Below are 12,468 nucleotides of genomic sequence, written 5' to 3'. Positions count from 1 at the left end.
TGTTGCGAAAATAAGTTAAATAAATGCCCGCATCGGCCGACAACCCCTGAAAGCCTTGCGGATTGAACAACCATGCGTAATAACCAACCCGTTACCCAGCGCGAACGTACCTTCCCCGCTCAGCAACGGTTGATCTCCACCACAGACGCCAAAGGGGTGATCACTTACTGCAACGACGCCTTCGTCGAAATCAGTGGGTTCACCCGTGACGAACTGGTCCGTGCCCCGCACAACCTCGTGCGCCACCCCGACGTGCCGTCGGCCGTGTTCGCGCACATGTGGTCCACGCTCAAACAAGGCTTGCCATGGATGGGCATCGTCAAGAACCGCTGCAAGAGTGGTGATCACTATTGGGTAAACGCCTATGTGACGCCGGTCTTCGACGGCAATCAGGTGATCGGCTACGAATCAGTACGCATCAAGCCCACCGCCGAGCAGATCCGCCGCGCCGAAGCGCTCTATCAACGCATCAACCAGGGCAAGTCAGCCGTTCCCCAACGCGATAAATGGCTGCCGGTGTTGCAGGACTGGCTGCCGTTCATTCTGGTCAGCCAGTTGAGCTTCATGATCGGCGCCTCGCTCAACTCCCACTGGGGCTTTGCACTGGCTGCGGCGCTGTCGGTGCCGCTGGGCCTGCTGGGCCTGAGCTGGCAACAGCGCGGCCTCAAGCGCTTGCTGCGCCTGGCCGAGCAGACCACGTCCGACCCGCTCATCGCGCAGATGTACACCGACAGCCGTGGTGCTCAGGCGCGACTGGAAATGTCGATCCTCAGCCAGGAAGCGCGCCTGAAGACGTGCCTCACACGCCTGCAGGACACCGCCGAGCACCTCAACAGCCAGGCGGCGCAGTCCAACACCCTGGCGCACAACAGCTCCAGCGGCCTGGAGCGCCAGCGCGTGGAAACCGAGCAAGTGGCCACCGCCGTCAACCAGATGGCGGCGACCACTCAGGAAGTCGCCAGCCACGTGCAGCGCACGGCTGACGCGACTCAGGAAGCCAACCGCCTGACCGGGCGCGGGCGCGATATCGCCGGGGAAACCCGCGAGGCGATTCAGCGTCTGTCCGTTGCCGTGGGCGAAACCGGCGTGACCGTCACCCAACTGGCCAAGGACAGCGATGAAATCGGCGGTGTGGTGGACGTGATCAAAGGCATTGCCGACCAGACCAACCTGCTGGCACTGAACGCCGCCATCGAAGCCGCACGTGCCGGCGAGATGGGCCGTGGTTTTGCGGTAGTGGCTGACGAAGTCCGCCAGCTGGCCCAGCGCACCGCCGAATCCACCGGGCAAATCCATGCCCTGATCGCCAAGTTGCAGCAGACGGCCAGCGCCGCCGTGCAAACCATGGATGCCGGGCATCGCCAGGCGGAAGAAGGCGTGGCGCGGGTGATGGAAGCGGATCAGGCGCTGGTGGGCATCAGCGAGGCAGTGGCGCACATCACCGACATGACCACCCAGATCGCGGCGGCAACTGAAGAGCAAAGCTCGGTGGCCGAAGAGATCAGCCGTAACATCAGCACCATTGCATTGCTGGCGGATCAGACGTCGGAGCAAGCGTTGAATTCGGCGCAGTTGAGTGAAGAATTGACTCACACAGCCAATACCCAGTACTCCCTGGTCGAGCGTTTCAACCGGTAAACCGCTATCGCAGGCAAGCCAGCTCCCACATTGGATCGGGTTCACACATTTCTATTTGTGAATACCGTCAAATGTGGGAGCTGGCTTGCCTGCGATGAGGCCCTAACAGCCGCCGATGAACTTAGCCACCTGAACCGCCGTAACCTCCAAATGCTGCTCATGAGTGAACCCCGACGCCTTCAACGGCTTCAAGTCATGATCCCCTGCCACCAGCCACATCACCTCGATATTCGGCGATAAGTCATACCCCTCCACCGCCGCCCGATTACCCAGCGCATCCCGCTCGCCCTGCACAATCAAAGTCGGCGTCTTCAACCCGGCCAGATGCTCAGTCCGTGGTTTCTCCGGTTTACCCACCGCATAGAACGGATAACCCAGGCACACCAAGCCATCAACGCCCAATTCGTCAGCCAACAAACTGGCCATGCGCCCGCCCATGGACTTGCCGCCAATGGCAAGTTTCCCAGCGACATGACGTCGCACCTCGGTATGCACCTCGCGCCATGCTTGCAGCAGTTTCGGCGCCGGATTTGGCGGGCGCTTGCCGCCGTCCACACGGCGCTGGGCCATGTAGGGAAATTCGAAGCGCAACACGTTCACGCCCTGTGCGGCAAGGCGTGCCGCCATGTCGGTCATGAAACCCGAGTCCATCGGTGCGCCCGCGCCGTGAGCCAAAATCAACGTGCCTTGCGCCTTGCCTGACGCGGCATTCCACAACCACCCGCGCTCGCGCACACACTGCGCCCATTGATCCCCGTCAATACTGGCCTTGTGCTCTTCTCCCATGCTTGCCTCGCTTTTTAGTCTGCCTATAACTCCAGCCCAAGTGCCGCATCTGCTTGGGTTGAACCGTGGATGGGGAACCATGAACACTACTTTAAGTACCGCCTATAACTACAAGGTGGTCCGCCAATTCGCCATTATGACGGTGGTGTGGGGCATCGTCGGCATGGGGCTCGGGGTTTTTCTCGCGGCCCAATTGGTCTGGCCTGCTCTGAACTTCGATCTGCCGTGGACCAGCTTCGGTCGCCTGCGTCCGCTGCACACCAACGCGGTGATCTTCGCCTTCGGCGGCTGCGCGCTGTTCGCCAGCTCCTTCTACTCGGTGCAACGCACCTGCCAAACCCAGCTGTTCGCGCCGAAAATCGCCGCGTTCTGCTTCTGGGGCTGGCAGTTGGTCATCGTCCTGGCCGCGATCACCTTGCCGCTGGGCTACACCAGCTCCAAGGAATACGCCGAGCTGGAATGGCCGATCGACATTCTGATCACCATCGTCTGGGTGGCCTACGCCATCGTATTCTTCGGCACGGTGATGAAGCGCAACACCGAGCACATCTACGTCGGCAACTGGTTCTTCGGTGCGTTCATCATCACCGTGGCCATTCTGCACATCGTCAACAACCTGGAAATCCCGGTCAGCCTGACCAAGTCCTATTCCCTCTACGGCGGTGCGACAGATGCCATGGTGCAGTGGTGGTACGGGCATAACGCGGTAGGCTTTTTCCTCACTGCCGGCTTCCTGGGGATGATGTACTACTTCGTGCCCAAGCAAGCCGAACGTCCGGTGTATTCCTATCGCTTGTCCATCGTGCACTTCTGGGCGCTGATCACCCTGTACATCTGGGCAGGTCCCCACCACTTGCACTACACCGCGCTGCCGGACTGGGCACAGTCCCTGGGCATGGTGATGTCGCTGGTGCTGCTGGCACCGAGCTGGGGCGGCATGATCAACGGCATGATGACCCTGTCGGGCGCCTGGCATAAGTTGCGCAGCGACCCGATCCTGCGCTTCCTGGTGGTGTCCCTGGCGTTCTACGGCATGTCGACCTTCGAAGGCCCGATGATGGCGATCAAGACCGTCAACGCCCTCTCCCACTACACCGACTGGACCATCGGCCACGTACACGCCGGCGCGCTGGGCTGGGTGGCGATGATCTCCATCGGCGCGCTGTACCACATGATCCCGAAAATTTTCGGCCGCGAGCAGATGTACAGCCTCGGCCTGATCAACGCGCACTTTTGGCTGGCCACCATCGGCACCGTGCTCTACATCGCCTCGATGTGGGTCAACGGCATCGCCCAGGGCCTGATGTGGCGCGCGGTCAACGAAGACGGCACCCTGACCTACTCCTTCGTCGAAACCCTGGTGGCCAGCCACCCCGGCTTCATCGTGCGGCTGGTGGGCGGCGCGGTGTTCCTCAGCGGCATGTTCCTGATGGCTTACAACACTTGGCGCACCGTGCGTTCGGCGCAGCCTGCCCAAGTCACCGCAGCGGCGCAGATGGCCTGAGGAGTCGATGATGAAACACGAAACCATTGAAAAGAACGTCGGCCTGCTGATGCTGCTCATGGTGCTCGCCGTGAGCATCGGCGGCCTGACCCAGATCGTCCCGCTGTTCTTCCAGGACGTGACCAACAAGCCGGTGGAAGGCATGAAGCCCTACACCGCGCTGCAACTCGAGGGCCGTGACATCTATATCCGCGAAGGCTGCGTACAGTGCCACTCGCAGATGATCCGCCCGTTCCGCGCCGAGACCGAACGCTACGGCCATTACTCGGTAGCGGGCGAAAGCGTGTGGGACCACCCGTTCCTGTGGGGTTCCAAGCGCACCGGCCCGGACCTGGCGCGCGTCGGCGCCCGCTACTCGGACGACTGGCACCGCGCGCACTTGTACAACCCGCGCAACGTGGTGCCCGAGTCGAAAATGCCGGCCTACCCATGGCTGGTCACCGCCCAGGTCGACAGCAGCCACACCGAGACCAAATTGAAAGTGATGCGCACCCTCGGCGTGCCCTACACCGACGACAACATCAGTGGCGCCGTCGCTAGCCTCAAGGGCAAGACCGAGATGGACGCGCTGGTGGCGTACCTGCAAGTGCTCGGCACTGCCATCAAGAGCAAGAGGTGAGCCATGGGATTTGAATTCGATGCAGGCACCATCCGCGGCCTTGGCACGCTGGTGGTTGCCATCGCCTTTATCGGTCTGTCGCTGTGGGTATTCAACAACCGGCGCAACGCGGAATTCGAGCAGGCGCGCCTGCTGCCGTTTGCCGATGAACTTTCCCCAACCGACGCTCAAGAAGAGCCTGCAACAAGGAGCAACCAGCCATGACCCTGTTCTGGAGTACATGGATCTGCGTACTGACCCTCGGCAGCCTGATCGGCCTGACCTGGCTGCTGGTCGGCACCCGCAAGGGCGAAACCAAAGGCAGCGTGGACCAGACCATGGGCCACGCCTTCGACGGTATCGAGGAATACGACAACCCGCTGCCCCAGTGGTGGTTCATGCTGTTCGCCGGCACCCTGGTGTTTGCGGTCGGCTACCTGATCCTCTACCCGGGCCTGGGCAACTGGAAAGGTGTGCTGCCGGGTTATGAAGACGGCTGGACCCAGACCAAGGAATGGGACAAGGAAATGGCCAGGGCCGACGCCAAGTTCGGACCGATCTTCGCCAAATTCTCGGCCATGCCGGTGGAAGAAGTCGCCAAAGACCCGCAGGCGCTGAAAATGGGCGGCCGCCTGTTCGCCTCCAACTGCGCGGTGTGCCACGGCTCGGATGCCAAGGGCGCGTATGGCTTCCCGAACCTGGCCGATAACCTGTGGCGCTGGGGCGGTTCAGCCGAGGCGATCAAGGCGACGATCATGAACGGCCGCCACGCGGCGATGCCTGCCTGGGGTGAAGTGCTGGGCGAAGACGGAGTGAAAAACGTCGCAGCGTACGTGCGTCACGATCTGGCCAAATTGCCATTACCCGCCGACAGCACGGCCGACCTTGCCGCTGGCCAGGCCGCATTCAACACAACCTGCGTGGCGTGCCACGGCCCGCAAGGCCACGGCGTGGAAGCCATGGGCGCGCCGAACCTGACTGAGCCCGCCGGGTTCATCTACGGCACCAGCCTTGCGCAGCTGCAGCAAACCATTCGCCACGGCCGCCAGGGTCAGATGCCCGCGCAGGAGGTGCTGCAAGGCAACGACAAGGTGCACCTGCTGGCGGCTTACGTGTACAGCCTGTCTCATGGAGACACCAAGGCGGAAGAACGCTGAACCGCCTTCAACCATCAAGCCCCGCTCAGTGACCACTGGCGGGGCTTTTTTTGTAAGCGATGACCGCTCGTTCCCCCGTCCTTGCCCCCCGCGCCAGCGAAGTAGTAACGTCACTACATTCAAACTGATGAGGGGATCACTCCCATGACCATCACCACCATTTCCAGCCGTGAATTCAACCAGGACACAAGCGGTGCCAAAAAAGCCACCCGCCAGGGGCCGGTTTTTATTACCGACCGCGGCAAACCCGCCCATGTGCTGCTAAGCATTGAGGACTACCAGAAATTGACCGGCCTGAACGCCGACATCGTTGACTTGCTGGTCATGCCGGACGCTGCCGATATCGAACTCGAAACCGAACGCGCCGTGATCACTCATCGCCCCGTGGACCTCTCTTGATGTATCTACTCGACACCAATGTTATTTCCGAGCTGCGTAAACCCCAGGCAAACGCGAACGTCGTCGCCTGGGCCAAAAGCGTCATCGCTGCGCGTCTGTTCATCTCGGCAATTACACTCAAAGAGCTTGAGACCGGGGTGCTGCGCATTGAGCGCCGCGATGCGGCTCAGGGCAAGGTGTTACGCACCTGGCTCAAGCGTCATGTGATGCCCGCGTTCGATGCCAGGATTTTGCCAGTCGACGCCGCCGTCGCGCTGCGGTGTGCCCACCTGCATGTTCCCGACAAGGCCAACGAAAGTGACGCCCTGATCGCCGCGACCGCTTTGGTGCACGGGTTCACGGTAGTCACACGCAACGTCAGCGATTTCATATTCAGCGGCGTCAACGTGATCAATCCCTGGGAGGAATGACCGGCGCGCCTGCGACACCCCTCCCTGCTTCACACCTCAACTGACCCGAATGCTTGACGACGTCACCGCGCGACCTGTTGTCGCACCCTTCCCGCCCTCAACTTTCCCCTCCTGCCATTCGGGTCTACGCTTGTTCCCACAGTGGATCGGTATTGACCGGTCGACGGCCGATTTGCACTCGATGGGTTGAACATTTCTGCTCGATGACAGGCGCAAAGGCTGGCAGTGACCGGCTGTCATGCCACTGACCCCTTGTCATCCGCACAGCGTGTTTACACACACCAAGTTACAAGTCTTCCCGAACCGCAAAAATTCCTGTCTACTTGATCAGCTTTCCATTTTGGATTTTGTCCCTACGCAAAACATGGAAAGGGCGCAGAATCTGGCGTGGAACGCATTGATACAGGTCAGTCATTGCGTTGCAATGGCCCCTCGGTTTCTACATACTTGCGGCCGATTTTACCTATAAAAAAACCTAAACCGTGGAACCTTAGAATGAGCACAGCAATCAGTCCGACTGCTTATAACTATAAGGTCGTCCGCCAGTTCGCCATCATGACGGTGGTCTGGGGGATCCTTGGCATGGGGCTCGGGGTGTTCATCGCCTCGCAACTGGTTTGGCCGGAATTGAATTTCGGTTTGCCATGGACGACCTTCGGTCGCCTGCGCCCGCTGCACACCAACCTGGTGATTTTCGCCTTCGGCGGATGTGCATTGTTTGCCACCTCCTACTATGTCGTGCAGCGAACCTGCCAGACGCGACTGATCTCCGACGGCCTCGCCGCCTTCACCTTCTGGGGCTGGCAAGCCGTGATCCTCGGCGCCATCATCACCCTGCCGCTGGGTTACACCACCACCAAGGAATACGCCGAGCTGGAATGGCCGATCGCCATTTTGCTGGCCATCGTCTGGGTGACTTACGCCGTGGTGTTCTTCGGCACCATCGTCAAGCGCAAGACCAAGCATATTTATGTGGGCAACTGGTTCTACGGTGCCTTCATTCTGGTGACGGCGATGCTGCACATCGTCAACCACGCCTCGCTGCCGGTGAGCTGGTTCAAGTCCTACTCGGCCTACGCCGGCGCGACGGACGCGATGATCCAGTGGTGGTACGGCCACAACGCCGTGGGGTTCTTCCTCACCACCGGCTTCCTGGGAATGATGTACTACTTCGTGCCGAAACAGGCCGAACGCCCGATCTACTCCTATCGCCTGTCCATCGTGCACTTCTGGGCACTGATCACCCTGTACATCTGGGCGGGCCCGCACCACCTGCACTACACCGCATTGCCGGACTGGGCCCAGTCGCTGGGCATGGCGATGTCGATCATCCTGCTGGCGCCGAGCTGGGGCGGCATGATCAACGGCATGATGACCCTGTCGGGTGCCTGGCATAAATTGCGCACCGACCCGATTTTGCGTTTCCTCGTGGTGTCGCTGGCGTTCTACGGCATGTCGACCTTCGAAGGCCCGATGATGGCCATCAAGACGGTCAACTCGCTGTCCCACTACACCGACTGGACCATCGGCCACGTACACGCCGGCGCGCTGGGCTGGGTGGCGATGATCTCCATCGGCGCGCTGTACCACATGATTCCCAAGCTCTACGGCCGCGTGCAGATGCACAGCGTCGGGCTGATCAACGCGCACTTCTGGCTGGCCACCATCGGCACCGTGCTCTACATCGCCTCGATGTGGGTCAACGGCATCACCCAGGGCCTGATGTGGCGTGCGATCAACGATGACGGCACGCTGACTTACTCCTTCGTCGAAGCGCTGCAAGCCAGCCACCCGGGCTACATCGTGCGCGCCCTGGGCGGTGCATTCTTTGCCAGCGGCATGTTCCTGATGGCCTACAACGTGTGGCGCACCGTGCGTGCCGCCAACCCGGAAGAAGCCGAAGCCGCCGCCAAGATCGCCGTTGTGGGAGCTCACTGATGAAGCATGAAGTCGTCGAGAAGAATATTGGCCTGCTGGCCTTCTTCATGGTCATCGCCGTCAGCATCGGTGGCCTGACCCAAATCGTTCCGCTGTTTTTCCAGGACGTGACCAACAAGCCGGTCGAAGGCATGAAGCCGCGCACCGCCCTAGAAGTCGAGGGCCGTGACGTCTATATCGCCAACGGCTGCGTGGGTTGCCACTCGCAGATGATCCGCCCGTTCCGCGCCGAAACCGAACGCTATGGCCACTACTCGGTCGCCGGTGAAAGCGTGTGGGACCACCCGTTCCTGTGGGGCTCCAAACGCACCGGCCCGGACCTGGCCCGTGTGGGCGGGCGTTACTCCGATGACTGGCAGCGTGCGCACCTCTACAACCCGCGCAACGTGGTGCCCGAATCAAAAATGCCGGCCTACCCGTTCCTCGTGGAAAACAAGCTCGACGGCAAGGACACCGCGAAGAAACTTGAAGTCCTGCGTAGCCTGGGTGTGCCCTATACCGACGAAGACATCGCCGGTGCGGCCGCTGCCGTGAAGGGCAAGACCGAAATGGACGCATTGGTGGCCTACCTGCAAGGCCTGGGCACCCTCATCAAAAGCAAACGGTGATCTTCATGGATATAGGGATGATTCGAGGCCTGGGCACCGTTGTGGTGATGGTGGCCTTTGTCGGCCTGGCGTTGTGGGTGTTCAGCCCCAAGCGCAAGTCGGAGTTTGACGACGCAACCATGCTGCCCTTTGCGGATGATCCCGAAGCCATCAAGCACGTCGAGCAAGCTTCTAGGAGTAACAAAGAATGACTACGTTCTGGAGTCTGTACGTCACAGTCCTCAGTCTGGGTACCATCTTCGCCCTGACCTGGCTGCTGTTGTCGACCCGCCGGGGCCAGCGCAGCGAGCAAACGGACGAGACCGTCGGCCACTCGTTCGACGGCATCGAGGAATACGACAACCCGCTGCCCAAATGGTGGTTCATGCTGTTTGTCGGCACCATTATCTTCGCCCTCGGTTACCTGGCGCTGTACCCCGGCCTGGGCAACTGGAAAGGCCTGCTGCCCGGCTACAACTACCTCGACAACGACAAGCAAACCCCTTTCGCCAACGGCCAGACCGGCTGGACCGGCGTGCACGAATGGGAAAAGGAAATGGCCCGCTCGGACGCCAAGTTCGGGCCGATCTTCGCCAAATTCGCCTCGATGCCGATTGAAGAAGTGGCCAAGGACCCGCAAGCCTTGAAAATGGGCGGCCGCCTGTTTGCGTCCAACTGCTCGGTGTGCCACGGCTCCGACGCCAAGGGCGCATACGGCTTCCCTAACCTGACCGACGCCGACTGGCGCTGGGGCGGCGAGCCGGCCACCATCAAGGAAACCATCATGAAAGGCCGCCACGCGGTGATGCCGGCCTGGGCCGAGGTCATTGGCGAGCAAGGCGTGGCAGACGTGGCCGGTTTTGTGGTGACCAACCTCGATGGCCGCAAACTGCCGGAAGGCGCCAAGGCCGACGTGGCCAATGGCGCGAAACTCTTCGCCGCCAACTGCGTGGCCTGCCACGGCCCGGCCGGTAAAGGCACCCCGGCCATGGGCGCGCCCGATCTGACCCACCCGGGCGCCTTCATCTACGGCTCGAGCTTCGCCCAACTGCAACAAACCATCCGTTATGGCCGCCAGGGCCAGATGCCTGCACAGGAACAATTGCAGGGCAACGACAAGGTGCACTTGCTGGCGGCGTATGTTTACAGCTTGTCCCATGGGGACAAAAAAGCTGAAGAGCAGTAAATGTGGGAGCGGGCTTGCCCGCGAATAGCGGTGTATCAGTCAACTTATTTGTGACTGATACACCCTAATCGCGGGCAAGCCCGCTCCCACATTGGATCTCCTTCGCTTTCACGATCGGGCTAGTCAAACTGCCAGGTCCATTGATCCAGATCATGCAGGTCGCCCCCGATCGGCAGCAACGCAGGCGTATCATAACGCCACTGCAACAGCCTGTTTCGACCCCGGTTGGCACGTACTGGCCGAGGCAAATCTCCACCGCCGTGGGATGCAATGATGAGCGACCAAATACCGGTACATGACGTTACCCCGCCTGCCAAAACCGTCGACCTCTACGCCTCGCGCGAAAAGATCTACACCCGCGCCTTCACCGGCCTGTTCCGCAACTTGCGCATGCTCGGCGGCGCCGGTTTGTTCCTGCTCTACTTCGGCACCGTGTGGCTGAACTGGGGTGGCCACCAGGCTGTGTGGTGGAACCTGCCGGAGCGCAAATTCTTCATTTTTGGCGCGACCTTCTGGCCTCAGGATTTCATCCTGCTCTCGGGCATTCTCATCGTCGCCGCGTTCGGCCTGTTCTTCATCACCGTGTACGCCGGCCGCGTGTGGTGCGGTTATACCTGCCCGCAAAGCGTGTGGACGTGGATCTTCATGTGGTGTGAAAAAATCACCGAAGGTGACCGTAACCAACGCATCAAGCTCGACAAGGCCCCCATGGGCGCCAACAAATTCCTGCGCAAATTCAGCAAACACACGCTGTGGCTGTTGATCGGCTTTGTGACCGGCATGACCTTCGTCGGTTACTTCTCGCCGATCCGCGAACTGGTGTTCGACTTCTTCACCGGCCAGGCCGATGGCTGGTCGTATTTCTGGGTGGGGTTCTTCACCCTCGCCACTTACGGCAACGCCGGCTGGCTGCGCGAACAGGTGTGCATCTACATGTGCCCGTATGCGCGCTTCCAGAGCGTGATGTTCGACAAGGACACCCTGATCGTGTCCTACGACCCGCGCCGCGGCGAACTGCGCGGGCCGCGTAAAAAGGGCACCGACTACAAGGCCCAGGGCCTGGGCGACTGCATCGACTGCACGATGTGTGTGCAGGTCTGCCCCACCGGCATCGACATCCGCGACGGCCTGCAAATCGAGTGCATCGGCTGCGCCGCGTGCATCGACGCCTGCGACAACATCATGGACAAGATGGAGTACCCGCGAGGCCTGATCAGCTACACCACCGAGCACAATTTGTCCGGGCAAAAAACCCACAAGCTGCGCCCGCGCCTGATCGGTTACGCGCTGGTGCTGCTGGCGATGATCAGCTTGCTGGTCGCGGCATTTTTCATGCGCTCGCTGGTGGGGTTCGACGTCAGCAAAGACCGCGTGCTGTACCGCGAAAACGCCGAAGGCCGCATCGAAAACGTCTACAGCCTGAAGATCATGAACAAGGACCAGCGCGACCACACTTACGTGCTCGACGCCGCCGGCCTGCCGGACCTCAAACTGCAAGGCCGCCGCGAAATCAAGGTGGCCGCCGGTGATATCGTCAGCATGCCGGTGGAACTGTCGAGCGCGCCGGAGCAATTGCCGTCGAGCACCAATGAGGTGAAATTCATCCTCACCGATGCCGATGACGCCAGCGTTCACATTGAAGCCAAGAGCCGATTTATCGGCCCCCAAGTCCGTTAATTCAAGAGAGCAGACAATGCCCGCAGCCACCGCCGCAAGCCCCTGGTACAAACACCTCTGGCCCTGGATCATCATCGCAATCCTGGCCTGCTCGGTGACCCTGACCCTGTCCATGGTGACCATCGCGGTAAACAACCCGGACAACCTGGTCAATGACAACTACTACGAGGCCGGCAAGGGCATCAACCGTTCCCTTGACCGCGAACGGCTGGCGCAGACCCTGCAACTGCGCGCCAAGGTGCATTTGGACGAGCTGACCGGCGAGGTCGAGGTGAACCTCACGGGCTACAGCAACCCGAAAACCCTGGAACTGAACCTGATTTCCCCGACCCAGCCGGGCAAGGATCGCAAGATCAGCCTGGCGCGCAGCGACAGCGAGCCTGGCCGCTACATCGGCCAGGTCACCGACAAGGTCGAAGGCCGGCGTTTTGTAGAATTGCTTGGCGTCGAAGGCGACCGCACCTGGCGGATGTTCGAAGAAGAACAGGTCAGCCACGACAAGGATTTGCTTCTGGGCGATGAGCCGTTGCAGGGGGCCGAAGACCTGAAAAAGTAAAAAGCCTGCGCTTCGCGCATCGCGGGCAAGCC

Annotated in this window: 14 protein-coding genes; 13 read left to right on the top strand and 1 reads right to left on the bottom strand. The window is 60.9% G+C overall.

All coding sequences use genetic code 11. The features are described 5' to 3' along the window. The first annotated feature begins 72 nt into the window (after positions 1-72). Complete coding sequence (locus tag ATI14_RS15835; protein WP_016973303.1) at positions 73-1,638, top strand: methyl-accepting chemotaxis protein; 1,566 nt, start codon at positions 73-75, stop codon at positions 1,636-1,638. Positions 1,639-1,740: 102 nt separating this feature from the next. On the opposite strand, the gene ATI14_RS15830 is transcribed toward ATI14_RS15835, so the two are convergent. Next, positions 1,741-2,424, bottom strand: coding sequence for an alpha/beta family hydrolase (locus ATI14_RS15830; RefSeq protein WP_016973302.1), 684 nt, complete (start codon positions 2,422-2,424; stop codon positions 1,741-1,743). A 79-nt stretch (positions 2,425-2,503) separates the two neighbouring features. Here ATI14_RS15830 and ccoN (ATI14_RS15825) point away from each other — a divergent pair, with 79 nt between their 5' ends. From ccoN (ATI14_RS15825) to ATI14_RS15770, 12 genes are all read left to right on the top strand, one after another. Continuing rightward, the gene (ccoN, locus tag ATI14_RS15825; protein WP_100831504.1) at positions 2,504-3,928 is read left to right on the top strand and encodes a cytochrome-c oxidase, cbb3-type subunit I; all 1,425 of its coding nucleotides are present in this window, start codon (positions 2,504-2,506) and stop codon (positions 3,926-3,928) included. A 10-nt stretch (positions 3,929-3,938) separates the two neighbouring features. After that, positions 3,939-4,547 carry a cytochrome-c oxidase, cbb3-type subunit II gene (ccoO, locus tag ATI14_RS15820; protein WP_016973300.1) on the top strand — a complete coding sequence of 203 codons (609 nt, stop codon included), beginning with the start codon at positions 3,939-3,941 and terminating at the stop codon, positions 4,545-4,547. A gap of 3 nt (positions 4,548-4,550) precedes the next feature. Then, positions 4,551-4,751, top strand: coding sequence for a cbb3-type cytochrome oxidase subunit 3 (locus tag ATI14_RS15815; protein WP_016973299.1), 201 nt, complete (start codon positions 4,551-4,553; stop codon positions 4,749-4,751). Then, positions 4,748-5,683 carry a cytochrome-c oxidase, cbb3-type subunit III gene (gene ccoP, locus ATI14_RS15810; protein WP_016973298.1) on the top strand — a complete coding sequence of 312 codons (936 nt, stop codon included), beginning with the start codon at positions 4,748-4,750 and terminating at the stop codon, positions 5,681-5,683. Before ATI14_RS15815 ends, ccoP (ATI14_RS15810) begins: the two co-directional genes overlap by 4 nt. Positions 5,684-5,827: 144 nt before the next feature. Then, a complete protein-coding gene (locus ATI14_RS15805; protein ID WP_016973297.1) occupies positions 5,828-6,082 on the top strand; it encodes a type II toxin-antitoxin system Phd/YefM family antitoxin in 255 nt (84 codons plus the stop codon). Next, positions 6,082-6,492 (top strand): type II toxin-antitoxin system VapC family toxin, encoded by a 411-nt coding sequence (locus tag ATI14_RS15800; protein WP_016973296.1) that lies wholly within the window; start codon positions 6,082-6,084, stop codon positions 6,490-6,492. The genes ATI14_RS15805 and ATI14_RS15800 overlap by 1 nt, the downstream gene beginning before the upstream one ends. A 495-nt stretch (positions 6,493-6,987) precedes the next feature. Then, the gene (ccoN, locus tag ATI14_RS15795; protein WP_016973295.1) at positions 6,988-8,430 is read left to right on the top strand and encodes a cytochrome-c oxidase, cbb3-type subunit I; all 1,443 of its coding nucleotides are present in this window, start codon (positions 6,988-6,990) and stop codon (positions 8,428-8,430) included. Beyond that, the gene (gene ccoO / locus ATI14_RS15790; RefSeq protein ID WP_017256665.1) at positions 8,430-9,038 is read left to right on the top strand and encodes a cytochrome-c oxidase, cbb3-type subunit II; all 609 of its coding nucleotides are present in this window, start codon (positions 8,430-8,432) and stop codon (positions 9,036-9,038) included. The genes ccoN (ATI14_RS15795) and ccoO (ATI14_RS15790) overlap by 1 nt, the downstream gene beginning before the upstream one ends. Before the next feature lie 5 nt (positions 9,039-9,043). Continuing rightward, positions 9,044-9,229 (top strand): CcoQ/FixQ family Cbb3-type cytochrome c oxidase assembly chaperone, encoded by a 186-nt coding sequence (locus tag ATI14_RS15785; protein ID WP_020372609.1) that lies wholly within the window; start codon positions 9,044-9,046, stop codon positions 9,227-9,229. After that, entirely contained in the window at positions 9,226-10,203 is a 978-nt protein-coding gene (gene ccoP / locus ATI14_RS15780; RefSeq protein ID WP_016973293.1) for a cytochrome-c oxidase, cbb3-type subunit III, read from the top strand. Before ATI14_RS15785 ends, ccoP (ATI14_RS15780) begins: the two co-directional genes overlap by 4 nt. A gap of 273 nt (positions 10,204-10,476) precedes the next feature. Beyond that, positions 10,477-11,880, top strand: coding sequence for a cytochrome c oxidase accessory protein CcoG (ccoG, locus tag ATI14_RS15775; RefSeq protein WP_016973292.1), 1,404 nt, complete (start codon positions 10,477-10,479; stop codon positions 11,878-11,880). 16 nt (positions 11,881-11,896) lie between these two features. Continuing rightward, positions 11,897-12,436 carry a FixH family protein gene (locus ATI14_RS15770; RefSeq protein WP_016973291.1) on the top strand — a complete coding sequence of 180 codons (540 nt, stop codon included), beginning with the start codon at positions 11,897-11,899 and terminating at the stop codon, positions 12,434-12,436. Positions 12,437-12,468 lie beyond the last annotated feature (32 nt).

Source organism: Pseudomonas tolaasii NCPPB 2192 (assembly GCF_002813445.1).
GTDB classification, from domain to species: domain Bacteria; phylum Pseudomonadota; class Gammaproteobacteria; order Pseudomonadales; family Pseudomonadaceae; genus Aquipseudomonas; species Aquipseudomonas tolaasii.
The sequence above is the reverse complement of the archived record's forward strand: the minus strand, read 5'-3'. Positions and strand labels throughout refer to the sequence as shown.